This is a genomic window from Streptomyces diversicolor, assembly GCF_057537855.1.
The window spans coordinates 121,352-144,798 of record NZ_BAAJXA010000002.1 but is presented as its reverse complement, the minus strand read 5'-3'; the positions used below and the strand labels follow the sequence as shown (position 1 = coordinate 144,798).

17 protein-coding genes are annotated in these 23,447 nt (G+C 72.0%); 8 read left to right on the top strand and 9 right to left on the bottom strand.

All coding sequences use genetic code 11. The annotated features are described in order from the left end of the window. Window positions 1-203 precede the first annotated feature (203 nt). Entirely contained in the window at window positions 204-2,123 is a 1,920-nt protein-coding gene (locus AC27LF_RS02555) for an AMP-dependent synthetase/ligase (protein ID WP_479656069.1), read from the top strand. A gap of 105 nt (window positions 2,124-2,228) precedes the next feature. On the opposite strand, the gene AC27LF_RS02550 is transcribed toward AC27LF_RS02555, so the two are convergent. Then, window positions 2,229-2,636, bottom strand: a complete 408-nt coding sequence (locus tag AC27LF_RS02550) for a rodlin (RefSeq protein WP_404029892.1) — start codon at window positions 2,634-2,636, stop codon at window positions 2,229-2,231. Window positions 2,637-2,973: 337 nt separating this feature from the next. Then, window positions 2,974-3,384, bottom strand: coding sequence for a rodlin (locus tag AC27LF_RS02545; RefSeq protein WP_479656070.1), 411 nt, complete (start codon window positions 3,382-3,384; stop codon window positions 2,974-2,976). Window positions 3,385-3,648: 264 nt separating this feature from the next. Here AC27LF_RS02545 and AC27LF_RS02540 point away from each other — a divergent pair, with 264 nt between their 5' ends. The 3 genes from AC27LF_RS02540 (at window position 3,649) to AC27LF_RS02530 (ending at window position 5,353) form a co-directional block, all read left to right on the top strand. Beyond that, window positions 3,649-4,059: a rodlin gene (locus AC27LF_RS02540; protein ID WP_479656071.1), complete on the top strand. Its 411-nt coding sequence runs from the start codon at window positions 3,649-3,651 to the stop codon at window positions 4,057-4,059. A gap of 297 nt (window positions 4,060-4,356) precedes the next feature. Beyond that, entirely contained in the window at window positions 4,357-4,584 is a 228-nt protein-coding gene (locus AC27LF_RS02535) for a chaplin (RefSeq protein ID WP_479656178.1), read from the top strand. A 121-nt stretch (window positions 4,585-4,705) separates the two neighbouring features. Beyond that, complete coding sequence (locus AC27LF_RS02530) at window positions 4,706-5,353, top strand: chaplin (protein WP_479656072.1); 648 nt, start codon at window positions 4,706-4,708, stop codon at window positions 5,351-5,353. Window positions 5,354-5,810: 457 nt separating this feature from the next. Here the strand turns inward: AC27LF_RS02530 and AC27LF_RS02525 are convergent, their stop codons facing one another. From AC27LF_RS02525 to AC27LF_RS02515, 3 genes are all read right to left on the bottom strand, one after another. Continuing rightward, complete coding sequence (locus tag AC27LF_RS02525; protein WP_479656073.1) at window positions 5,811-6,725, bottom strand: SH3 domain-containing protein; 915 nt, start codon at window positions 6,723-6,725, stop codon at window positions 5,811-5,813. A gap of 1,749 nt (window positions 6,726-8,474) precedes the next feature. After that, complete coding sequence (locus AC27LF_RS02520; protein WP_479656074.1) at window positions 8,475-9,611, bottom strand: tetratricopeptide repeat-containing glycosyltransferase; 1,137 nt, start codon at window positions 9,609-9,611, stop codon at window positions 8,475-8,477. A gap of 63 nt (window positions 9,612-9,674) precedes the next feature. Further along, a complete protein-coding gene (locus AC27LF_RS02515) occupies window positions 9,675-11,087 on the bottom strand; it encodes a DUF2079 domain-containing protein (protein ID WP_479656075.1) in 1,413 nt (470 codons plus the stop codon). A 594-nt stretch (window positions 11,088-11,681) separates the two neighbouring features. Between AC27LF_RS02515 and AC27LF_RS02510 the strand changes: the two genes are divergently transcribed. After that, window positions 11,682-11,972, top strand: a complete 291-nt coding sequence (locus AC27LF_RS02510) for a hypothetical protein (protein WP_479656076.1) — start codon at window positions 11,682-11,684, stop codon at window positions 11,970-11,972. A 354-nt stretch (window positions 11,973-12,326) separates the two neighbouring features. Continuing rightward, window positions 12,327-12,827: a DUF5949 family protein gene (locus tag AC27LF_RS02505; protein ID WP_479656077.1), complete on the top strand. Its 501-nt coding sequence runs from the start codon at window positions 12,327-12,329 to the stop codon at window positions 12,825-12,827. A gap of 220 nt (window positions 12,828-13,047) precedes the next feature. Here the strand turns inward: AC27LF_RS02505 and AC27LF_RS02500 are convergent, their stop codons facing one another. The 3 genes from AC27LF_RS02500 to AC27LF_RS02490 all read right to left on the bottom strand — a co-directional run bounded on the left by AC27LF_RS02500 (window position 13,048) and on the right by AC27LF_RS02490 (window position 18,395). Next, window positions 13,048-14,007: a D-2-hydroxyacid dehydrogenase family protein gene (locus AC27LF_RS02500; protein WP_479656078.1), complete on the bottom strand. Its 960-nt coding sequence runs from the start codon at window positions 14,005-14,007 to the stop codon at window positions 13,048-13,050. 139 nt (window positions 14,008-14,146) lie between these two features. Then, window positions 14,147-14,710 carry a TerD family protein gene (locus AC27LF_RS02495; RefSeq protein ID WP_479656079.1) on the bottom strand — a complete coding sequence of 188 codons (564 nt, stop codon included), beginning with the start codon at window positions 14,708-14,710 and terminating at the stop codon, window positions 14,147-14,149. 505 nt (window positions 14,711-15,215) lie between these two features. Next, complete coding sequence (locus AC27LF_RS02490) at window positions 15,216-18,395, bottom strand: AfsR/SARP family transcriptional regulator (RefSeq protein ID WP_479656080.1); 3,180 nt, start codon at window positions 18,393-18,395, stop codon at window positions 15,216-15,218. Window positions 18,396-18,929: 534 nt separating this feature from the next. On the opposite strand from AC27LF_RS02490, the gene AC27LF_RS02485 reads away from it, so the two are divergent. Together AC27LF_RS02485 and AC27LF_RS02480 are read left to right on the top strand one after the other, a co-directional pair. After that, window positions 18,930-20,186, top strand: a complete 1,257-nt coding sequence (locus tag AC27LF_RS02485) for a hypothetical protein (RefSeq protein ID WP_479656081.1) — start codon at window positions 18,930-18,932, stop codon at window positions 20,184-20,186. A 482-nt stretch (window positions 20,187-20,668) separates the two neighbouring features. Next, on the top strand, window positions 20,669-21,268 hold the full coding sequence (locus AC27LF_RS02480; RefSeq protein WP_479656082.1) for a transcriptional regulator: 600 nt from the start codon (window positions 20,669-20,671) through the stop codon (window positions 21,266-21,268). Here the strand turns inward: AC27LF_RS02480 and AC27LF_RS02475 are convergent. Then, the gene (locus AC27LF_RS02475) at window positions 21,178-23,319 is read right to left on the bottom strand and encodes an ATP-binding protein (protein ID WP_479656083.1); all 2,142 of its coding nucleotides are present in this window, start codon (window positions 23,317-23,319) and stop codon (window positions 21,178-21,180) included. The two genes, AC27LF_RS02480 and AC27LF_RS02475, sit on opposite strands and share 91 nt — an antisense overlap. Between the last annotated feature and the right edge of the window lie 128 nt (window positions 23,320-23,447).

The following is a 23,447-nucleotide window of genomic DNA, read 5'->3' as shown; positions in this document are numbered from 1 at the left end:
ACACAAGGGTGCGGTCGGCTCACCGAACCCGGATGGCGCAAAGAGATTGACGTATCGTCAGGCTCTGAAAAACTACCGGCAAGTACGTTCGGCAGCACTCAGCACTCAGCACTTCAGCACCTGAGCACTTCAGCACTTCCGCATCAGCACCTCAGTGCTTCGGCACTTCAGTACTTCCGCACGAGCCGCGACCGGGAGCCGTCATGGGCGTACGCAAGGATCTGAAGCGGGCCAGGAAGCGCACCGACCTGGCGTCCCGCGCGCGGGTGGAGCTCGTCAAGGACGCGCGAGGCATCGTCCGCGAGGTCCGCACCTCCGCCCTGGTACCGGCCGTGACCACCGGCTCACTCGCCGACCTGCCCTTCAGCAACGCGGCCGAGGCCCCCGACGCCGTGGTCATGCGCCGCCGCGGGCAAGGCGGCTGGCACCCGGTCACGGCGGCCCGCTTCGCCCGTGACGTCACCGAAGCGGCCAAGGGCCTCATCGCGGCCGGCCTCACGGCGGGCGGCCGGGTCGCGATCATGTCCCGCACCCGCTACGAGTGGACCGTCCTGGACTTCGCCGTCTGGGCGGCCGGCGGCGTGACCGTCCCGGTCTACCCCACCTCCTCCGCCGAGCAGGTGGAGTGGATCGTCCGCGACTCCGGCGCCCGCCATGTCGTCACCGAGACCGCCGAACACACCGCCACCGTGCTCGCCGGCACCGCGGACCACCCCGAACCCCCGCGCGCCTGGACCCTCGACGAGGGCGCCCTCGGCCGGCTCGCCGACCTGGGCCGGGACGTCCCCGACGCGGACGTGGCCAAGCGCCGCGCGGCTCTGACCCCCGACACGGTCGCCACGATCTGCTACACCTCCGGCACCACCGGCCGGCCGAAGGGCTGCGTCCTCACCCACGCCAACCTGCACGCCGAGGCGGCGAACACCGTCCACCTGCTGCACCCCGTCTTCACCGAGGTCACCGGCCAGACCGCCGCCACCCTGCTCTTCCTGCCGCTCGCCCACATCCTCGGCCGCACCCTGCAACTCGCCTGCCTGATGGCCCGCATCGAGACAGGCCACTTCCCCAGCGTGAAACCCGCCGAACTCCGGCCGGTGCTCAAGGAGTTCCGGCCCACCTTCCTCGTCGGGGTGCCCTATCTGTTCGAAAAGATCCACGACACGGGCCGGGCCACCGCCGAACGGATGGGCCGCGGGACCTCCTTCGACCGCGCCGACCGTGTCGCCGTACGCTTCGGCGAGGCCGCCCTGCGCCGTTTCCTGGGCACCGGCAAGGGCCCAGGACCCGGCCTGTACGCCGCCTGGGCCCTGTACGACCTGCTGGTCTACCGCCGGGTCCGCAAGGAACTCGGCGGCCGTGTGCGCTACGCCATCAGCGGCGGCTCCCCGCTCGACCGCAACCTCAACCTGTTCTTCTACGCGGCCGGCATCCTCGTCTACGAGGGCTACGGGCTCACCGAGACCACGGCCGCCGCCACCATCGTGCCGCCGCTCGGCCCCCGCCCCGGCACCGTCGGCCGGCCGATCCCCGGCGCGGCCGTCCGGATCGCCGACGACGGCGAGGTGCTGATCAAGGGCGGGCTGGTCTTCGGGGCGTACTGGAACGACCCGGCGGCCACGGACGCCGTCCTCGCCGGCGACTGGTTCGCCACCGGAGACCTCGGCTCCCTCGACGAGGACGGCTATCTGACCATCACCGGCCGCAAGAAGGACATCCTCGTCACCTCCGGCGGCAAGAACGTCTCCCCGTCCGTCCTGGAGGACCGCCTGCGCAGTCGGGCGCCGGTCGGCCAGTGCCTCGTCGTCGGCGACAACCGCCCCTTCGTCGCCGCCCTGGTCACCCTCGACCCCGAGGCGGTCGCCCACTGGCTGTCGGTGCGCCGGCTGCCCGCCGACACCCCGGTCAAGGACCTGGTCCGCGACCCCGGCCTGCGGGCCGAGGTGCAGCGTGCCGTCGACTACGCCAACGAGGCCGTCTCACGGGCCGAGTCGATCCGTGCCTTCGCCCTGGTCGAGGGAGAGTTCACCGAGGACAACGGGCTGCTCACACCGTCCCTGAAGGTCAAGCGGCAGGCGGCCACGGCGGTCTACGCGGCCGAGATCGAGGCGCTGTACGGCGGCTGACGCGGCGGCACTCGCGCCATGGGCACCGCGGGCTCCGGCGCGCCCGGCGGACACACGAAGGCGGGCCACCGGGAACCGGTGACCCGCCGCGGCGGAGCGGACCGCTCAGCCGTTGCCCGTGCCGTTGCCGGACAGGGCCGAGATGTCGTCCAGGATGTGCGACAGCGGCTCGTCGCCCTTGGCCTGGGTCGAGTTCTCGACGCACTGCTGGTTCTGCGGCGACGACAGGACGGGCACGTCCTGGACGGCGACCGGGACGAGACCGACGACCGAGCCGACGTTCGCCTTGGCCGGCAGGCCGACGCAGGGCTTGTTCAGGGAGCCCTGGACCAGCGAGAGCTGCGGGCTCATGTCACCGAAGGTGGCCGAGTTGCCGAACTCCGACTGGGCGCCGACGCCGCTCGCGGACGTGGTGCCGGTGTCGTTGCCGATGGCCAGGGCCTGGGGGGCGGCCGCGCCGGCGAGGCCGGCGACCGAGGCGGCCACAGCCGCGGTTGCCCACAGCTTCTTCATGTTCGTTCCCTTCGAAAGGCGGACTCCGGGGACGGAGTTGCATGATCGTCAACTGGGCCGCACCGGCCCGGGTTGCGGGCTGTGCCTCGAACGGACCAGCGCGATCCGATCAGCGGACCAGTGCGTCCTGGACACCGGACCGGCCCGGCCAGTTCAGGGGAGAAACGTCCCTGCGTATCCCCGTCCCGTAACCGGTCGTGCGTCCCTGTCCGTAGCCGGCCGCGCGTCCCCGTTCCGTGACCGGTCGTGCGTCCCTGTTCCGTGACAGGCCGACGGGCCGCCGGATCTCCGGCGGCCCGCTGGGTAAGCCCGGAAGGGGCTTAAGAGGTGTCCCGGGTCAGCCGTTGCCCGTGCCGTTGCCGGACAGGGCCGAGATGTCGTCCAGGATGTGCGACAGCGGCTCGTCGCCCTTGGCCTGGGTCGAGTTCTCGACGCACTGCTGGTTCTGCGGCGACGACAGGACCGGGATGTCCTGGACGGCGACCGGGACGAGACCGACGACCGAGCCGACGTTCGCCTTGGCCGGCAGGCCGATGCAGGGCTTGTTGAGCGAGCCCTGGACGAGCGCCATCTGCGGGCTCATGTTGCCGAAGGTGGCGGAGTTGCCGTACGCCTGCGAGGCGCCGTTGCCGCTCGCCGAGGTGGTGCCGTTGTCGTTGCCGATGGCCAGAGCCTGCGGGGCGGCGGTGGCCGAGACGCCGACGACGGAGGCGGCGACCGCGGCGGAGGCCAGAACCTTCTTGATCACTTGCGATTCCCTTCTGAAGAAACCCCGTCCACCGGAGTGCCCTGGTTCAACTGAAGAGACCTCATCCGGTTCCTGGTATTCACTCCGATGGCCGACATGTGGGGCCGCCGGGAATGCGCCGGGTGACCCTCCCGGGTGGTGCGTTAATTCCGCCGCCGCCGGACGATCCGATCGAGTGACGTGCCGCAACCATTCGGCTCGTGGCGGGTTGATGCGGGGCAGGAACATGCGTCTTGGCCATGAGGCCGGGAAAGGAAAGCGAAAATGCTGAAGAAGGCAATGTCCGTGGCGGCGGTCGCCGCGTCCGTCGTCGGTGCGTCGGCGGCGCTCGCCCCGCAGGCGCTTGCCATCGGCAACGACACCGGCACCACCTCCGCCAGCGGCGTCGGCGCCCGGGAGGCGTTCGGCAACCAGGTGACCGGGGGTGACCTGAGTCCGCAGACCACCCTGGTGCAGAGTTCACTGAACAAGCTCTGCGTCGGCCTGCCGGCCAAGGCGAACGCCGGCTCGCTCGTCGGCGCCGTCCCGGTCGCCGTGCAGGACGTGCCCGTCCTGTCGTCGCCGCAGAACCAGCAGTGCGCAGAGAACTCGACCCAGGCCAAGGGCGACGAGCCGCTGTCGCACCTCCTGGACGACATCTCGGCCGTGTCGGGCAACGGCACCGGCAACCACTGAGCCGACCCCGTGGAAAGTCCGCCCGGGCCGCGCGCCGTTTCCCGCGCCGCCGCCCGGGCGGACTTTTTCCGTGAAATCCCTGTGCAACCCGAAGTCCATCGCTCAGCCGAACTGTTTCCTCTCATGCGTCAATGTTGTGAAGGCGTTCGAGTGAATTACCGGATGACGCGCGTTCTGTAGTTTCTTCGACCGTCTATCCCTCGTTCTACAACCTGCCGGTCATGGTGCGAGCCGTTCAAGCTGTGCTCGCTCGGTTTCGGCCGTCATAGGGGCATGACCGCAGAGAAGGGAAAGTTCATGAAGAAGAGCGCTGCCGTCGTCGCGGGCGCGATCCTGGCTCTGGGCGCCGCCGCCCCGGCCTTCGCGGACTCCGGTGCCGAGGGCGCTGCCGTCGGTTCCCCCGGTGTCCTGTCCGGCAACGTCGTCCAGCTCCCCGTGCACGTTCCGGTGAACGCGTGTGGCAACACCGTCAACGTCATCGGGCTGCTGAACCCCTCGTTCGGCAACACCTGCGCCAACGACTGACGTCACCCGACATCACGCGCCGGCCCTCGGGCTGTGCAGCGGCCGGCTCCGGACCGTTGATCCTTGGGTTCTTCGTTCCGGGGTCGGCCTTCCCACTTCTTCAAGCAGGAAGACAACGAGATTGCGAAAGACCCTGAGCAGGGGAATGGTCGTGGCCGCCGCCGCGACGAGCGTTCTGTCCCTGTGCGAGATCGCCGCCGTCGCCGACTCGGACGCCGCCGGCACCACCTCGGGCTCCCCGGGTGTCCTGTCCGGCAACACCGTGCAGGCGCCGGTCCATGTCCCGGTCAACGTCTGCGGCAACACCGTGGACGTCGTCGCCTTGTTGAACCCGGCGTTCGGCAACTCCTGTGTCAACGGCGCGGGTCGGGCCGAGCAGGCCACCCCCGGCATTCCGGGGCAGGTCGGTCCCGGTGACAGCGGCGCCCAGCAGACGCCTCCCCCGACGAGCGTGGTGAGCACCCCGCCCGTCGCCCGTCCGCCGGCTCCCCGGCCGCCCGCCCCCGCCGAGCAGATCCGGTCCGAATCGCCGGCCGCGGAGGGGACGCACGACACCTCCTCGACCGGCCCCACCGGCTCGACGGGCTCGACGGGCTCCATCGGCCTGACCGGGCGGCAGTCCGGGCTCGTCCCCATGGGTGACGAGTCCCGGCCTGCGCTGGCGGAGACCGGCAGCGCGACCACGCTGGCGGCTTCCGCCCTCAGCGCCGCGCTCATCGCGGGCGGCGTGATCCTGTACCGGCGAGGCCGAGCCGTGTCCGTCCGGTAGCCCCGTAGGACGCCGGACGCGCGAGCGCCCGGCACCCGCACCGCATGCGCCGGCCGTCCTCCCGCTCGGGAGGGCGGCCGGTTCGCGTTCCGGCCGCCTGGCCGCGCCTGATCCGGCCTGATCGGGCCCCTGTTGGCCGGGTCGTCCCGGGTCGGCCCGTGCCGGCCGGGTCGCCCCGTGTCCATCGGGCCGCGCCGTGTCGCCGGCGTCGGAAGGCCGTTCCCTGCGCGAGGGCGGGTCGTCCTGACGGACCGACGGTCATGCCGTCCTCGTCGCCCCGTTCAAGGAGCGTCAGTACATGGAAGAACGTGAAAGAACGTGGAAGAACATGGAAGAACCGGGACACGAAAACGGTCCGTGCCGCCCGCTGTGGAGGCGGACGGCACGGACCGGCAGTAGGACCACTCAGTCACCAGGGTGAGCCTGCGACGTCCGTGGTCTTCCTGGGATCAGTCGGCTACTGGCAGACCGACTGGACGGTGAAGGTCGCGGCGTTCGCGCCCCCGTTGACGACGGTGACCGTCCAGGCGGCACCACCGATGCCCGACAGCACATTGAGCGGACCGGTCCCCGAGGTCTGGGTCACACCACCCCAGACGGCCGTGGTCCCGACGGGGCACGTGGGACCGGTGAACGTGCCGGTGGCACCGGCGGCCAGGGTCTGCGCGGTCGAGCTGAGGACCTGCGCGCCGGGGCCGGTCGGGCCGGTGGCTCCGGTCGGTCCGGTGTTGCCCTGCACGCCCGGGAGCCCCTGGATGCCCTGGATGCCCTGCGCGCCCGTCGGCCCGGTGGCTCCGGCCGGCCCGGTCGGGCCGGTGTTGCCCGGGACGCCCTGGACGCCCTGGATGCCCTGGATGCCCTGCGGCCCCGTGGGTCCGACGAGACCCTGCGGTCCGGTCGACCCCGTGGGGCCGGTCGGCCCGGTGGCCCCCGTGGCACCGGTCGCACCGGTGGCACCGTTGAGGCCGTTCAGACCGGCCGGCCCGGTCGGACCCGTGTTGCCCTGGACACCGGGGATGCCCTGGATGCCCTGCACGCCCTGCGGACCCGTCGGGCCGATGAGACCCTGCGGTCCGACCGGACCCGTGGGGCCGGTGGCGCCCGTGCCGGTGGGGCCGGTCGGGCCCGTCGGGCCCGTGGGACCGGTGGGGCCCGGAAGGTCCGTGCACAGCGGCACGTCGGACGCGGCGACGAAACGGGCGGTCACCCACCCGCTCTGGTTGGCGAGCTTGTACCACCAGATGTTCCCGTCGACCGACTGGCCCGCCTCCTGGCACAGCAGCGAGATGCTCGCCCCGAAGGGGAACGAGCCCAGGCTCGGCGAGTCCGACGTCGGCAACTGGCGGATGTTCACGCCGGTCTGCGCGGTCACGACTCCCGTGACCGCCGCGCGAAGGTTCCTGTGATCTGCTTTCTGTCCGGCTCGCAGCGCGATCCGGTCTGCCTGCGCGCCGGTCTGAGCGTGAGCCCGGCCCGCGAGAGAGGGTGTGTGCGCCGCAGCTGGGCCGCACAGACCCAAGGTAAGGCCGAGGCTCACTGCTCCGAGAACCAGCGACGAGGCGCCGCCGGTCTTAAAAGCCCCATGCACCAAAACCCACCGTGCCTTTCGTGACAAAACTGAGGGAGATGAGGTGCGAGCAGCAAACTGCATATGACGCCCGCAAATCCAGGCAACTCGGTTTAAATGGGCTGAAAGTGGCACATAGATCACTCAGAGAGTCTGCATTTAATCGGCTTATCGCCACCGCGTGCGACGGGAGGTATGCCGCCCCGCGGCGCGCCTCAAATGCCCCGGAAATCAGGGCGATTCCCGGCCGGGCCGCAGCATGGCCTCCCGGCCGCCCCCCGGCCGCTTGTCCGGCCGACAGCTTGCGACCTACGGCAACCGACCGCGACCCAGAACCGCCACCGGCGACCGCCGGCTTGCGGCGCGCGGCCGGTCGTTTGCGCCCGCGACCGTCACTCGCGGCCTGAGGCTTTCGACCAGTGGCCTGCGACCGGTCACCTGCGGCTTACGGACCTGCGGTTTACGGACCGGCGGCCTGCGACCGACAACTGGCGACCGCGCCCCAGGACCGGCACCGACGGCTTGCGGCCGGTGGTCAACGGCTTGTCGCTTGCTTGCGATGGCGTGCCGCGAGGTGGTGTGGGGGAGATCAAGGTTCCGGAACTCGCGGGTCTGGGGCGGTGGTTGTGCAGGGTCGGGTGCTCGTCCCGGCCCAGCAGGGCGCCTTGCCGGTTGGTGCTCCGGCACAAGCCGCCGTGCACCTCGAACCGGAGGGGCGACAGCTTGATCCTCTACACCACGTCGCGGGACACCACCTGGCTTGTGACCAGCGGCCTGCGGCCGGCGACCGGTGGAACCGGTAGGTCAGGGGCGGTGGTTGTGCGGGGTCGGGTGCTCGTCCCGGCTCAGCAGGGCGCCTTGCCGGTTGATGCCTCGGCACAAGCCGCCGTGCACCTCGGACCGAATGGCCGACAGCTTGATCCTCTACACCACGTCGCGGGACCCCACCGCGCTTGCGGCTTGCGACTGGCCACCGCCAGCCTGCGGCCGGCGACCCGCAACCGGCACCGGCCACCGGCGACCGGTGGTTTGCGGCCACCGGCGACTGGTGGTTTGCGATCTGCGATCGGGGACCGCTCACCGCCCACCGGACGCCTGCGGCCTGCCACCCGCGACCCGCGATCGGTGGTCTGCGCTCGGCCCCGGCCCCCGTCCAGCCGTCCAGCCGGCCACCGGACGCCTGCGGCCTGCGGCCTGCTATCGGCCACCGGTGCCCCGCCACCCGCGACCGGCCACCCGCGACCGGCCACCCGCGACCGGCCAGCGGCGACCCGCGACCCGCCACCCGCGGCCCCAGCCACCCGCGACCCGCGACTGGTGGTCTGCGATCGGCCGGCGGCGACCCGCGGTCCGGCACCCGCGGCCTGCCCCCCGGCCACCCCCACCCGCGATCGGCCGCCCGTGGGCGGTGGTCGGTTGCCGTGGTCGGCCGCCGGGGACGTGTGGGGGGACGGGTGAGGTGGCCGGGGTGTGGGGGGAGGGGTTTTGGGGCTTGAGCTGCTGGTCGGGGCGGGGGGCTCGTTGGGTTGTTGTGCTGTCGGAGGGGGCGGCGGGTCAGCCGGAGTTCGCGGTCTTGGGGTGTCGCTTGGCCTTGCCGGCCCCGAGGGCGTGGGTCGGCTCCGGGATCGTGGCGAGTTTGCGTACGGCGAACTCACGGTTGACCAGGGTCTGCGCGCGATGGGCCGACGGCAGGTCGGGCATGGCGAGCAGGCGGTCGCAGGCATGGAGCGCACCCTTGAAGTCGCCCACCCAGTAGGCCGTGATCGAGAACTCGCACAGCAGGCCCCACCGGTACACCCAGGGCTGGGTGAACAGGATGTCGTCCGGCTGCTCCTTGTCCAGGCAGGCGACGACGATCGCGTGAGCCATGTGATGGCGGCCCACGGCACGCAGCCGCGAGGCCAGCTCGTAACACGCTTCCAGCCGCTGCGGACGTGACTCCCAGGCCCGGGTCAGCGCGTCAAGACCGGCGGGCAGATCACCGGAATCGGCGTGCAGGACCCCGACTTGGAGCAGGGAGTAGTAGACCTCCTCTGCCCAGCCGCCCATCGAGGCACGGCGTTCGTACAGCTTGATCGCCTCGGCGGTGTTGCCCATGTCGCGCATGGTCTGGGCCAGATAGAAGACCGTACGCGTGTTGCTCGGGTCGCGTTCCATCTCGGCGCTGAGCAGACGTGCGTCACGCTCGAACTTGTCGTGCCGCGAGCCGCCGTCCGCATGGTCCTCGACGACCAGCGCGTCAAGGTTCTCCTGCGTTTCGTTCCCGTCCGCGGTGAGGAATTCGTGAGTGACGCCCTCGTACCGCCATGGGAGATCGCCCCGTACCAGGCGCCTGATCCGGTACTCCATGGCCCCTTCGTGCCGGAGCATGTACGCGTCTGCCGTGAGCCGGGGCAGCGGGCCGTCCTTTCTGAGGACGTGGTCCGCGTCCAGGAGCAGCAGATAGTCGGCCTTGCCGCGGGCGTGCCGGATGTTCAGGGTGCGGTTGTGCCCGAAATTCACCCAGGGTTCCTCATGGAGTTCGCCCGGAACTCCGTCGAGGGCGCCGCGGATCAGTTCCTGGGTTCCGTCCGTCGATCCGGTGTCGGAGATCACCCAGGTGTCCACCACATCGCGCACGGACGCCAGGCATCGCTCGATGACTCCCGCTTCGTTCTTGACGATCATGCAGAGGCAGATGGAGGGCTTCACGACAGCACCACGCTCCTGTGTTTCCCGGTACGGGTCATGGGTCGGACCTGTCCCACGGCGGAATCAGCCTTTGTGCTTGGAGGCGTCCAGATCGCCGGAGACCGGTGTGCGTTCGGGCCGGTGGGTGAGGTGCAGCAGGACAAAGCCGTCGCGGTCGGCCACGGTGCTGTATCCCTGGGCGCGTGCCTGGTTCAGCATGGCGCGTTCCGCTTCGAAGGTCAGGGGCCACCGCCAGCGTGCCGCCACCCAGGTGTCCACCATGATCCACTGGGGGGAGGGGCGGCTGACCGGATAGCCGTAGAGACTGACGCTCGTACGGTTGGTGAGTTGGGGAACCAGATAGGTGGACGCCTGGACCGTGGCGTTGTCGGGGATCTTCTTCATCAGGCTGTGCGCGACGGCGACGCGCGGATCCGATCGCCAGGTGGCCGGGCTGAAGAGCTGCCAGAAGGGGAAGCTCGGCAGGATCGCGAGGGTGATCGCGGCCGACGCGGCGAGATACCGGCGCAGGCTGCCGTGCCCCGTGCCCCGTCGCACCAGCGCGTCGACGAAGGCGGCGAAGACGATGGGCATCACGACCAGCGAATAGTGGTAACCGGTGCCCCAGTGGACGTAGTTGTTCGAGAACAGACGCCAGACGAGCGTCGGCACCGCGACCCACAGCAGCGGGGAACGCACGGCCAGGAACACGGTCGGGGCCAGCACGAGCGCGAGCGTCGACAGCTTGGTCTGCGGGGTGACGAGACCCACCGTGCTCCGGTACAGCAGGTCCAGCGGCCCGCTGCCCGCGCCCGAGGTGCCCGCCGGAGATTCCGCCAGGAACCAGTACGCGAACGAGCCGTTCGGGTTGAAGGCCGGCAGGACCACCAGCAGCGCCAGCAGCGTCCCGGCCACGCCGACCGCCGCGGTCACGAAGCCGAGCCTGCGGGTCCCGCGCCAGGCGATGACCAGGCCGATCACGCCGACCGTGAGCCCGAGGTCCTCCTTCACCAGCAGCAGCGGCAGCGCCCAGCAGGCCGCGGCGGTCGGCCGGTTGCTGCCGAGGGCGGCGAGGGAGAACGCGAGCAGCGGGGCGGCGAAGGCGACTTCATGGAAGTCGAAGCCGACGGCGCTCGCGATGCCCCAGGAAAGCCCGTAGCAGGCACCGATCACCGCGCCCGCCAGGGAGCCCAGGGCCCTGCGCGCCCAGAGCGCCAGCGGGACCACGCTCAGCGCGATCAGCGCGGCCTGCACGACGAGCAGGGTCGCCGCCGACCGGTGCAGCAGGTAGAAGGGGGCGACAAGAGCCAGGACGGGCGAGAGGTGATCGCCGAGGACGGGGAAGCCGGGCCCCTTCAGTTCGGAGACGGGCAGATGTCCGTCCGCGTACGAGCGGACGACCTGCTCGAAGATCCCCAGGTCATAGCTGTTGGAGAGCATCCGGTGGTGGATGCGCAGCGAGACGGCCGTGTACACGAGGAACAACGCCCCGGCCATGGCCCAGACCCACCATGCGCCGTCGAACCGGCTCCTGTGCGGCGGTTCGGCGACCGCTTTTCGGCCGGCGGACGACTGTTGTGACGGGAGGGCCGGACTGAGGCTGCTGGACGGTGCTTGCATGGGACCTCCCGGAGGGCCGACGTGGAGAGGTCCCTCAAGATGCCAGGAATGCCTGACTCTTCGCTCTTGTCCAAACTCGGATACGGCGACAATCCACCGAATGGCCGCAAATGCGTGCTTCAGGATGGTTATGTCCCATGGGGTCGATCACTCCACGGCCGGCCGCCTCCCGTGGCATTCCACGGGAGGCGGCCGGTTCGCGTTCCCCCGCACGGGGGTGGCCGGCGTCATCGGCGTGGTGTGTCCCCGACAGGTGGCCCCACCAGGGATGACGCAACGGGCACAAGCGGCGGTCCGGCCGTCGGGCCGGCCGACGTACGGGCCGGTCCGACGGCCGCGGCACGTCCGGCGCACCGTGGTCGGGGGGATCTCATATGTCTTGCGCCGACGGGGTTTCCGGCCCGGCCGGGCATCGTTGGGCACGGCGTCAGACATTCCCGAGGTGACGTGAGTCGCCGAGAAAGGAACACGATGAAGTCCCTGAAGGCTGCCGCTGTCGTAGCCGGTTCGGTGGCCCTCGCCGGCGTTGCCGCGCCCGCGTTCGCCCAGACCGCCGCCGACCTCACGCCCACCAGCCTCAACGGCGCCGTCGACACGCTCACCAGGGGTCCCCTCACCGTGCAGGACGCGATGCCGTTGCGGCACCAGTCGAGCGCGCTCGACACCGAGAACAAGGGGTCCGTGCTCAACACGGTGAAGGGCGCGACCGCCGCCCTGAACCAGCACAGCCCGCTGCTCGGCGGTCTGCCCCTGCAGAGCTGAGCCGACCGGTCGCCCGCGCGGCGTTCGCGGGACGTCGGAGGGCCAGTGCTCGGCGAGCGGCAGGGCGCCGCGGCTGTGTCGCCCACAGGGCGCCGATGCGGCGGCGCCGCCGTGACAACCCGCACCGCACAGGCCGGGGGCCCCGGAAGGCGTCGCGAGGTCGTCGGGAGATGTCACGAGGCATCGGAAGGCGTCGGGATGCGTCGGGGTGCGTCGGGACATGTCGCGGGACGTCGGGAGGCGTCGAGCGGCGTTGAGCGGCGTCCCTCGTTCGTGTGGCCACCCCGTGGCCGGTGGGCCGCTCGGGTGAGAAGCCGGCCGGCGGCGCGCGGGCCCGTCGATAGGGTCGCGCGGGTGACCTCAACCACAACCGAAACCCGCCCTTTCCGCCTGGCCGACCTGGGCACGCTCGTCGTGCTCGCCTGGAGCGGAGAGGCCACCGACGGAACCGACATGCCCTATCTGCTGGCGTACTCCCTCGGGGACGCGGAGGGCGGCGGGGCGACGACGTCCGCCGCCGTCGAGCGGCTGCTGGAGAACAGCGGACTGCCGGTCGGCGGTGACCTCGTCGACGGCTCCGCCAGGCCCAGCCTGCCCGTCACCCTGCTCGTGCAGGCCGGGCAGGCCGTCGTCACCCTGCCGCAACTGAACGCCCAGTGCCCCGCGCCCCCCGAGTGGCTTGCCGCCGTCGCCCAACGCGGCTACGCCTACCTGGTGTTCACCACCCGCCCCTGGCCCGAGGCACGGCCCGGCGCGCCCCTGACCCCGCGGCAACTGGCCGCCTTCGTCGGCGCCGAGGAGACCCTGAGCGCCGCAGCACACGTCGTCCTTCCGGCCCGCAGCCTGCGCGGCTGACCAGCTCTACGGCCCCGCGCCCTTTCGGGGCGCTGTCGCACCGCAGCGGACTTCACCGGACCTGCTCAGGGCGCCCCGCGGACCGGCGTCGAAGACCTCGGACCGGCCGGCCCATGCCACGCACGGGCGCCACCACGCCCGGCACGCTCCCCGTCCCGACGCCACAGGACCGAGCGGCGCGCCTACGGTCGGCACGTGGGTGGCGCACGGTCGTGCGGGGTCAGGGCAGACGGCGGATCGGGGCGTCCGTCAGGTATGCCTGGATGTCCTCGATCGCCTGGCCGTAGTACGTCGCGTAGTTGGCCCGGGAGACATAGCCGAGGTGGGGCGTCGCCAGCAGTCGGGGCGCGGTGCGCATCGGGTGGCCGGCCGGCAGCGGCTCGATGTCGAAGACGTCGACGCCGGCGCCCGCGATCCGGCCCTCACGCAACGCCGCCAGCAGGGCGTCCTGGTCGACGATCGCCGCGCGGGAGGTGTTGATCAGATACGCGGTCGGCTTCATGAGCGCGAGTTCGGCGGGTCCGAGCAGACCGCGGGTGCGCTCGCCGAGCGCCAGGTGCACGGAGACGAAGTCGCCCCCGGCCAGCAGGTCCTCCTTGGTGTGGGCGAGTTCGACCCCCACCTCCTCCGCGCGCTCCCGCGTGAGGTTCTGGCTCCAGGCGGTGACGCGCATGCCGAAGGCGAGGCCGATCCGGGCCACCTGGCCGCCGATGCGGCCGAGTCCGAGCAGGCCGAGCGTGCGGCCGTGCAGGTCGGCGCCGACGCTGGACTGCCAGGGACCGCCGGTGCGCAGGGCGTTGCTCTCCTCGACGATGCCGCGGGCGAGGCCGAGCAGCAGCGCCCAGGTCAGTTCGACCGGCGGGGTCGAGGAACTGGCCGTACCGCACACGGTGACGCCGTGCGCCTCGGCCGCCGCGTAGTCGATGACGCTGTTGCGCATGCCGGTGGCGACGAGCAGCCGCAGCCGCGGCAACCGGGCGAGCAGTGAGCCCGGGAACGGGACGCGTTCGCGCAGGGTGACCACGATGTCGAAGTCGGCGAGGGCCGCGGCGAGGGCGTCCTCGTCGGCGATGTGCTCGCGCAGCGGGACGACCTCCACCCGGTCCGCCAGCACCGACCAGTCGGCCGACTCGACCGCCACACCCTGGAAGTCGTCCAGCACCGCACAGCGCAGCCGCATCCGTCTCTCCCTCTCCGCGTCCCGGCCGCTCGACTGTACCCGCGCCGGTCAGCACCGCCGCGGGGACGGTACGGCGGGGCGCGGCCGGCCGGGGTCAGGCGTGCCGGGGTCAGGCGTGCCGGGGTCAGGCGTGCCGAGGTCAGGCGTGCCGGACGGCGCCCATCTCCCGCATGAAGGCGGCCGGATCGCTGTCGGAGCCCTGGATCATCTCGTACAGCTCCCACTCGCCGTCGTCGTTCCTGACGAACTCCACCACCGTCGTCGCGGTCGAGTCGGCCACCTGGGAGAAGTCTTCGGCCACCAGCTCCCGGTAGCCCTCGACGACCACCACCCCGGCGTTCGACATGTCGCCGAACGTACGCGGGACGGGGTCCTGGTGGATGACGACGCCCACGACCACCCGTCCATAGGCGGACGCCAGCCGCTCCACCTCCAGGACCATCACCTCCACGAACCCGAAGCCCTGGCCGGTCTGGCTGTGCCGGGTCATGTTGATGGTGCCGTCCGGTGACCTGCTGTCGTAGTGCACGACGTACTCCGGGCGACCGTAGGGGTCGTCCACGGAGTAGGTCGCGGCAACGATGTCGAGATGCCGGGGCGCCTCGCCCAGGGGACTCGGGTCCCACTTGAGCCGTACCTCGACCTTCCCCAGCCCTTTCCCGGCAAGCCTCACCGAACGTCCCTCCCTGCGCCGAACCCTCATACGGGGACCGCCCCCGCCCCCTCAAGTATGGTCCCTGACCAGCCTTTTGACGCTCCCTTAACGGGATCCGCCCGTCCGGTTCACCGGGCGACCGCAGGGAGAAACGAAGGCCGGCCGTCCAGAGATCCGGACACATCGATTCGCAATCGTGACCATATCGAGCGCTCGGGCTCCCGGCAGCCCCCGACCTGCATCCAACCATCCCAAGAGTTGTGGTCATTGGGCTTGATCCGGATATGCTCTGGGCCCATCGGGATCATTCGCATGCGCGTTCGCATTTTTGCAGATGCGTATCGACTTTCCGTGCGCGTTGGATGCCCACTCGCACGCCGAAACGGTCCTCCATGTGCCCGGCGTGCTCGTACCACAGCTCAAGGAAACGATTTGCTGAAGCTTTTGAAGTACTACCTCGTCGCGCTGCCCGTCCTCGGTTCCGCCTTCGTGGTCGTGGTGGTGGACCGCTGGATGTGGTGACCTCAGGGTCCGGCCGCTCCTGGGCCGTGGCTCAGGAGCCGGTCGGCTCGTGGTGGGCCAGCAGCCGGAGCAGCTTCTCCGCTTCCGCGTCGGCACCCAGGCGCCGGTAGAGGGCGACCGCCTGTTCGCCGTACCGCCAGGCCCGTTCGGAGCCGCGCGGAGACAGGAAGGCGGTCCTGGCGAGTCCCGCGAGCGCATGGGCGGAGCCCAGCGGGAACTCGACGCTCCGCGCCACGTCGAGGGCCCGCTCGTAGCTCTGGGAGGCGATGTCGAGCCGTCCCGACTCCCGGTGGACGTCCGCCGCCCCGATCAACGCCCGCAGCGTCTCGTACTTGTTGTCGATGCTGGTCGCGACCTGTTCCGCCATCGTGAGGTGCAGCAGCGCCTCGCCCCTGCGTCCCGCTTCGGCGTGCGCGAGCCCCATGCTGATCAGCACGTCGGCCTCGCCCAGGACATCGCCGCCGGCCCGGTGCGCGGCAAGGGCCCTGCGGTAACAGGCGAGCGCGCGGTCCGTCTGCCCCGTCGCCTGATGCACCGCCCCCAAGTTTTTTTCCAGAATGCCCAGTTCCTGTCTGCCTCCGTGCTGGCGCATCAGGACGAGTGAGCGTTCGTAGCAGTCGCGGGCGTCGGCGTAGCGCCCCTGAAGGCTGTGCAGTTCACCCCGGTTGTTCAACGCCTGCGCCACCCCGTACGGATCGGGCAGCGTCTCGTAGAGGCCCTGCATGAGCTGGACCCGGTGCAGGGCTTCGTCGTACTGACCCGCGTAGAACAGTGCCGCTCCCTGCACATTCAGGCACTCGGCCTCCCCGGATCGGTCGCCGGCCTGCCGGTACAGCGCCAGTGACCGTTCGAGGACGCGCATGGCCGTGCCGCCGTGCCCGGCGGCGAGTTGGGCGCGGCCCGTCTGGAGGAGCGCGTCGGCGCGGCCGTGGGCATCGTGCAGACCCTCGTAGATCGACAGGGCCTCGGCCGCGCAGCGTAACGCCTCGCCGTGGTTGCGCTGCGCCAGCAGATCGGCGCGGTCCGTCAACGTGCGGGCGAGCGCGGACCGGTCGCCCGAGACGCGCAGCACCGGCACCGCCGTGTCGAACAGGCCGGCCGCCATGTCCCGTGTCTCCCACAGTTTCAGGGAGCGTGCCAGAACGCTCGGGAACAGCGCGGCGTACTCGGGGTGCCGGTCCGCCGCGGTACGCGCGACCGCCAGGAGGTTGGCGTGCTCCACGGTGAGCCACACCTGGGCCTCGTCCGCGTCGGAGAACTCGGGGGCGTAGCGGGACTCCTTCCGCGCGCTCAGCGGAACCGCCCTGCGGTGCGGGCGGGCGCGGCGGTCGGCCCGGTGCGCGGCGGTGAGGTGGTAGGCGATCAGCCGGCCGACCGCCGTGTGCCGGGCCGCGTCCGGATCCGTACGGGCGCCGGTTTGCAGACCGAAGGCCCGGGTCAGGTCGTGCAGCCGGTAGCGCCCGCGTACCGGCTCTTCGAGCAGGCTTGAGTCCAGCAGTTCCTCGACGCACCGCTCCAGCAGCCCCGCCTCGCGCCCGAGGTCGGGACCGGCCAGTGCCGCCGCCGCCCGCAGGGTGATGTCGGGGCCGGGGTGCAGGGCGAGACGGCGAAACAACTGCCGTGCCGGTTGGCCGAGTTCCGCGTACGACAGCCGGAAGACCGCCGTGATCAGCTCGTCGAACTCGGTGAGCGGGTCGGTCGCCCGGGTCAGCCGGTCGAGCAGGTCCTGGAGGGCCCACGCGGCACGGTGCCGGAAACGGCTCGCCAGCAGTTGCAGGGCCAGCGGATGGCAGCCGCACGCGTCCACGACCCGTTCCAGGGCTTCCGGCTCGGCGGACGTGCGCGAGGCGCCGACGATCAGGGTGAACAGGGTGGCCGCCTCCGCCCTGGACAGGGCCTCCACCGGCACGGACGCGGCGCCGGCGAGCCCGGCAAGCCGGCTCCGGGTGGTCACGATGGCACGGCAGCTGGGGGTGCCCGGCAGCAACGGGCCGACCTGGCCCGCGTCCCGCGCGTTGTCCAGCACCACGAGCGCACGCCGGCGTGCCGTCCACTCCCGCCAGCGGGCGGCCCGCTCGTCCAGGGTGTCCGGCAGCTCGCCCGACCATCCCGCCGAGTGCAGCAGGATGGCCAGGGCCTCGGCCGGGTCCAGCGGCCTACGGCTGCTGTAGCCGCGCAGATCGACGTAGAACTGTCCGTCGGGATAGGCCGCGCACAGCCGGTGGGCCGCGTGCACGGCGAGCGCGGTCTTGCCGATGCCGGGCATGCCGTGCAGGACGGTGACCGGCAGGGCCTTCGCCGCGCCGGCCGCGGCCGGGGAGGCGGCCAGCAGCAGGCGCAGCTCGGCGGCCCGGCCGGTGAAGTCCTGGGTGTCCCGCGGCAGACAGTTACGGGGCTCGGGCTCAGGGGCCGGCGCCGCCGCGGCGGGGACGTGCTCCGCGGGCGGGAGCAGCAGCGAGTCGTCCTGTTCGAGCATGCGCAGATGGAGCCCCTGGAGTTCCGCGGCCGGCTCGATCCCCTGGCTCTCGCGCAGCTTCGCCCGGGCGTCCCGGTACACGGCGAGCGCTTCGTCATGCCGCCCCGAGCGGTACAGGGCCAGCATGAGTGTGCCGATCACCCGCTGCGCGAAAGGATTCTGCGAGGCGAGTTCCTGGAGTTCGCCGACGAGGTCGGCGTGTCGCCCCGCCTCCATCTCCAGGACGATCCGCTCCTCACGGACCCTGCGGTGGTCCTCGATCAGCCGGGCGCGTGTCGACTGCGCCCAGGAGTTGCCGGCGAACTCGGCGAGCGGTTCGCCGCGCCACAGGGACTCGGCCGTTCGCAGCAGGGCGATGGCCGTGGCACGCTCGCCCCGCGCCGCCGCGCCCGCCGCGTCCGTCCGCAGGCGCTGGAATCGCAGCAGGTCGATGGCCTGCGGATCGGCCCGCAACTGGTACAGCCGGGGCGAGGGCCGCTCCACGCGCGCCCGCTCCTCGCCCACCGCCCGGCGCAGCCGCCCCCGCAGCCGGGAGAGGTAACTGTGCAGGGTGTCCAGGGCCGTCGGCGGCGGCTCTCCGTTCCATACGCGGTCCATCAGCGTGTCCACGGAGACCGGTTCGCCCCGGGCGTGCAGCAGCGCGGCGAGTACGCAGCGCTCCTTCAGCGATCCGAGGGGGTACTGCTGTCGGCCGTGCCACAGCTCAAGGGGTCCCAGAGCAAGAAGTTCCACCATCACTCCCGGTGGGTGCGCAATGGGTGTGCTTCTTCCTGCCGGCTTCGGCGGTGCCCGCAGAGGTGTGCGGTACTCCGTTCACTGTTCTGCGCTTGCCCGGGGTGGAGACAGGGGCGCACTGAAGCGCGGCGGGCGCACGCGGTGACCGACGACGGCTTGGGCAGCGCCGATCGTGGTTTCGGCTGTGCCGACGACGGCTTGGGGCACGCCTTCGGTCGTGCCGACGACGGTTTCGGCTGTGCCGGCGACTGGGCCGCGCCGATTGCGGTTTCGGCTGTGCCGGCCAGGGCCTCGGCCACTCGGGCCACGGTCTTGGCCGCCCGTCGAACGCGGTCTTCGCCGCGCTGTGGGGGACAACGGTGGTCACCGGTGCTGGGGTTGTGCCCGGGCCGCGTCGGTGCCACGGGAGTGCAGGATTCCTGCAAGCCCGCCGTCCAGCCACCCGGGCACCCCCTCGTCATGGGCCGCGGACGGCCGTCACGGGCCGAGCATGGCCGCGGTCAGAAGGCAACGGGGAACCGGGGGAAATCAACGATGAGCGTGACAGTGCCCGAGCCGCACTGGCGGCATGTGCCGGTGCGGCTGGACGTCGAGCGCTGGGCCACCCGCCGCACGCGCAGGCGGGTCCTGGTCGTGGTGCACACGGTGATAGCCGGACACCGGCTGCTCGACGCCGTACGCGTACTGGAGGGCGACGTCCGGGTGCAGACCTTCTTCACCCAGGCACCCGACGTGTTCAGCAACGGAGTGGCCGCGTTCCTGGACCAGTTGGGTGGCCTCGTGCTGCCGTGGAGCCAGGCGGTGCACACGGACTTCGACCTCGCGCTGGCCGCCAGCCACGGCAGCCTGCACGAACTCCAGGCACCGGTGGTCGTGCTCCCGCACGGCGCCGGCCACAACAAGATCACTCCGGCCGGGCGGAACGGTCGCCCGGTGGCGGGGCGCGGTGTGTACGGTCTCAGCAGGCAGCGCCTGGTACGGGACGGCGCGATCGTGCCGGAGGTGATCGTACTGGCCCATCACGAGGAGCTGACCAGGCTCGGCCGCGAATGCCCGGAGGCGCTGCCGGTGGCGGAAGTGGTCGGCGATCCGTGCTTCGACCGCATCGCCGCCAGCCTGCCCTCCCGCGCGCTGTACCGCGACGCCCTCGGCGCCACGGCCGGGCAGCGGCTGGTCCTCGTCTGCTCCACCTGGGGGCCCGACTCGCTCCTGGGGCAGGGCTGGGAGGTCCTGGAGCGACTGGTCGCGGAGCTGCCCCGGGAGGAGTTCCGGGTCGCCGCGCTCCTGCATCCGCACGTCTGGACGGCGCACGGCGACTGGCAGGTCCGCTCCTGGCTCGCCGGACTGGCGCGCTCGGGGCTGACCCTGGTCAGTCCGTACGGGGACTGGACCGGGGCTCTCGTCGCCGCCGACTACATCGTCGGCGACCACGGTTCGGTGTCCCTGTACGGCGCGATGACAGGTGTTCCCGTGTTCATGGCGGGACGGCCCGACGCCGACGTGGATCCGGGCTCACCGCTGGCGGAACTCATGTCCTTCGCGCCCCGGCTGCGCGGGGACCGCCCGCTGCTTCCGCAGCTCAAACGGGGTTCCGTGACCGGTCGTTCGCATCGGTACGAGCGGGTCGCGGCGCGCATCTCCTCGGAACCGGGGCGGTTCTCCCGCAAGATGCGCACCCTGCTCTACCGCAAGCTGCGCCTGCGGGCCCCCAGCACGCGCACGACCACGGAACCGGCCCGACTACCGCTGACGGTGCGCTACGACGAGCCGGGCCGGGTGGCGGCGCCATGACGCGGCCCTTGGGCGTGGAGTTCCGGACGGTGGTCGCGGGGGCGCTGGTGTCTTGGGCGGGGGAGCCGGGGGCGCTGGTGCCTTCGGCGGTGGTGTCGGGGGCGCTCGTGTCTTCGGCGGTGGTGTCTTGGGCGGGGGACTCGGGGGCGGTGGTGCACCGGGGCGAGATCTCCCGCACGGCCGTGTCCCAGACGCGGGGCTCCAGCTCGGCGGGGTTCCGGGCGGGGGTCTCCAGCTCGGCGGAGTCCCGGACGGGGGCCTCAGGCCCGGCCGTGTCCCAGACGGGGGCTTCCGGCACGGCCGTGTCCCAGCCGGGGTTCTCTAGTTCGGCGGGGCTGCGGACGGGGGCCTTCCGCACGGCCGTGTTCCGGGCGGGGGCTTCCGGTTCGGCGGGGTTCCGGGCGGGGGCCGCCAGCCCGGCCAGGTCCCGGACGGGGGCCTCCGGTCCGGCTGTGTCCCGGGCGGGGGCCTTCGGTTCGGCCGTGTCCCGGGCGGGGGCCGCCAGCCCGGCCAGGTCACAGACCGGGATCTCCCATTCGCTGCTGTTCTGGGGTGTGGAGTCGTCCGGTCCGGTACGCGATCCTGGCAGGGGTCCGTTCCGGGTCCGTACCGTGCTGCTGAATCCGTACTCCAGGGCCGGGGCCGGGATCGGGGCCGAGCCCGTGACCGTGGACGAGCATGTGCGGGTCAGCCTTCCGGCGGGAAAGCGGTGGGCTCCGCTCGGTGACGTCCTGGTCGGGCCCGGCGCGGGGGCGGCGCGCGCCGCCGAGACCGCGCTGTCCCATCCCGGCGCCCTGGTGGTGGCGGTGTACCACGGCCGTCGCTGCTGGCTGCGGCTCGGCCCGGACGGAACCGCCCTGGACCTGGAAGCCCGTGGACCCGGGCAGCCGGCGGAGACATGGGGGACGCTCGCCTCCCTGGCCCACGCCTGGCTGGTGGCCGGGCTGCCCGCCGCGGAGTTCGGGTCGGCCCGGCTGTGCCTCCTGCGGGGTCAGGTCCCGGACGTGCCGCCCGCCAGCCGCCGCAGCCGGCGCCTCGCGGACTCCGCTTCCTCCGACTGCGTACGGCCCACGGAGGAGTAGAGGTCCAGCGCCTCACGGTAACCGTCCTGGGCGGCGCGGGTCTGCCCGCGCCGCTCGGCGACCTCGGCCAGCCCCGCCACCGCGCGGGCCATCTCGTAGTGCGCGGCCATGCCGCGCAGTGCCGCCAGCGCGGCGGCCAGCTCCTCGTCCGCCTGATCGAGTCGGTCCAGACGGAGGTGGGCGCGGCCGAGGAGCGTGCTCGCGCGGGCGGCGTTGTAGGGATCGCCCGCGTCGCGGAGCGCGGCGTGCGCGGCACGGGCGTGCTGCACCGCCGCTTCGGGCTGCCCCGCGGACAGCGTGACATCGGCGAGGTTCAGCCGTGCCAGGGCCCCGGCCCGCCGGTCGCCGCACGCAGGCAGCTCCACGGCGGCGCTCCGGAACAGGTCGGCGGCCTCGGCCGGACGGCCCAGCCGCTGGAGCGCGAGCCCCCGGTAGTTGAGGGTGCGGGCCTGGCCGAGCCGGTCGCCGCGCCGCAGAAACAGCCGCGCCGCGCGTTCGAACATCTCCAGGGCGCGTGCGTGGTTCCCGGCACCGAGCTGTCCGATCCCACCCGAGGTCAGCATCCGGCACTCAGCCGCCGTGTCCCCGAGTTCCGCTGCCGCCGCAAGACCTTCCTCGTGCGCCGCCTGCCAGTCGTCGTAGAACTTGCGCCGCAGGAAGAGGGGCCACATCGCGTCGGCGAGCTGCCAGCCGACGGTCGGGAAACCCGCGGAGCGTGACCGGCGGATCACCGCCATCAGACTGGGCAGCTCACGCTCCAGCCAGTCCAGGGCCGCCTCGGCGTGGTCGCCGACGTCCGCGGTGACCACCGGTCCGGGGCCGTAGTCCCGGGCCATCGTGCGGTGCTGGGGGTCGATGATCTCCTCGGCGCGCGTGGCGCTCGCCAGATAGTGGTCGGCGATACGGCGCAGGATCAGCGCCCTGTCCTGCGGGGTTTCCTCCTCCGTCGCCTTCGCGGTGGCGTGCAGCCGTACGAGATCGTGGAAGCGGTGCCGTCCCTCGCCGGCGTCGAAGAGCAGGCTCGCGTCGTGCAGCGTCTCCAGCAGCTCCGCCGCGTCCCACTCGCCGGCGAGGACCGCCTTTGCCACCGGACCGCCGAACTCCGCGGCGGGGTGCAGCCCCAGGCGCCGGTACAGCAGGGCGGCCGGCCGCGACAGGGCCCGGTACGACAGATCCAGCGCCGCGCGCACATCGTGGTCGCCGTCGATGGCCAACGCCTCCAGCCGGTCGTGCTCCTCGGTGAGGGCGCTGACCATCGTCGTGATCCGCCGCCCCGGACGGGCCGCGAGCCGGGCGCCGGCGACCCGGACGGCCAGCGGCAGCCCGGCGCACAGCTCGACCAAGGTGCGTGCGTCGTCGGGCTGTTCGGCCACCCGCCCGTCGGCCAGGGTGTCCGCGAGCAATTCCACGGCGGCCTCGGGTGCCAGCGACTCCAGATGGACCGGAAAGCAGCCGTCGACGGTCAGTCCCGGCAGACGGTGGCGGCTGGTCACCGCCGTCACATTGCCGTTTCCGGGCAGCAGGGGGCGTACCTGGGCGGCGGTCGCCGCGTCGTCGAGCAGCACGACGAGACGCAGGTCCGCGGTCAACGACCGGTACAGCGCGGTCCGTTCGGCGAGCGCCGACGGCACCTGCTGCGCGGGGACGCCCAGGGCCCGCAGAAAGCGTCCCAGCACCTCTTCCGGGAGCGCGGGACCGCCCGGCGACTGGGCGCCCAGGTCAGCGTGCAACTGGCCGCCGGGGAAGTGCGGGCGCAGCGTGTGCAGCCAGCGCAGCGCGAGGGCGGTCTTCCCGACCCCGCCCAGGCCGCTGACCGCGGTCAGCGCGGGCCGCTCCTCTTGCGCGGCACGGACCCGGTGCCGTTCAAGCGCCGCCAACTCCCGGGATCTGTCGACCATGTGCACGGACGGCGGCAACTGCCAGGGCGTCCGACGGGCGGCGCCCGGTTCGGCGGCGATGTGAATGCCGCCGTACACCGCTCCTGCCTGGACGGCCGCGCCGTGCACCGTGCCGCTCAACTCGTTCCGTGCCGAGAGCTCATGGCCCCGCACTGCTGCCCCCTAAGCCGCGGTAAGTACCGATTCCTCGGATGGAGCCTTTCCGTACACGTAGTCGATACCCATGCGCCCGGACAACAGCGCCGGGGGTTGGCCGAGCGGCGCACCGCCCTCAGACGCGT

Bases quoted from the DNA above. Each gene is read 5' to 3' on its own strand.
- AC27LF_RS02555 (WP_479656069.1), top strand. From the start codon at position 204: ATGGGCGTACGCAAGGATCTGAAGCGGGCCAGGAAGCGCACCGACCTG.
- AC27LF_RS02550 (WP_404029892.1), bottom strand. From the start codon at position 2,636: ATGAAGAAGCTGTGGGCAACCGCGGCTGTGGCCGCCTCGGTCGCCGGC.
- AC27LF_RS02540 (WP_479656071.1), top strand. From the start codon at position 3,649: ATGCTGAAGAAGGCAATGTCCGTGGCGGCGGTCGCCGCGTCCGTCGTC.
- AC27LF_RS02535 (WP_479656178.1), top strand. From the start codon at position 4,357: ATGAAGAAGAGCGCTGCCGTCGTCGCGGGCGCGATCCTGGCTCTGGGC.
- AC27LF_RS02515 (WP_479656075.1), bottom strand. From the start codon at position 11,087: ATGGCCGGGGCGTTGTTCCTCGTGTACACGGCCGTCTCGCTGCGCATC.
- AC27LF_RS02510 (WP_479656076.1), top strand. From the start codon at position 11,682: ATGAAGTCCCTGAAGGCTGCCGCTGTCGTAGCCGGTTCGGTGGCCCTC.
- AC27LF_RS02500 (WP_479656078.1), bottom strand. From the start codon at position 14,007: ATGCGGCTGCGCTGTGCGGTGCTGGACGACTTCCAGGGTGTGGCGGTC.
- AC27LF_RS02495 (WP_479656079.1), bottom strand. From the start codon at position 14,710: ATGAGGGTTCGGCGCAGGGAGGGACGTTCGGTGAGGCTTGCCGGGAAA.
- AC27LF_RS02490 (WP_479656080.1), bottom strand. From the start codon at position 18,395: ATGGTGGAACTTCTTGCTCTGGGACCCCTTGAGCTGTGGCACGGCCGA.
- AC27LF_RS02485 (WP_479656081.1), top strand. From the start codon at position 18,930: ATGAGCGTGACAGTGCCCGAGCCGCACTGGCGGCATGTGCCGGTGCGG.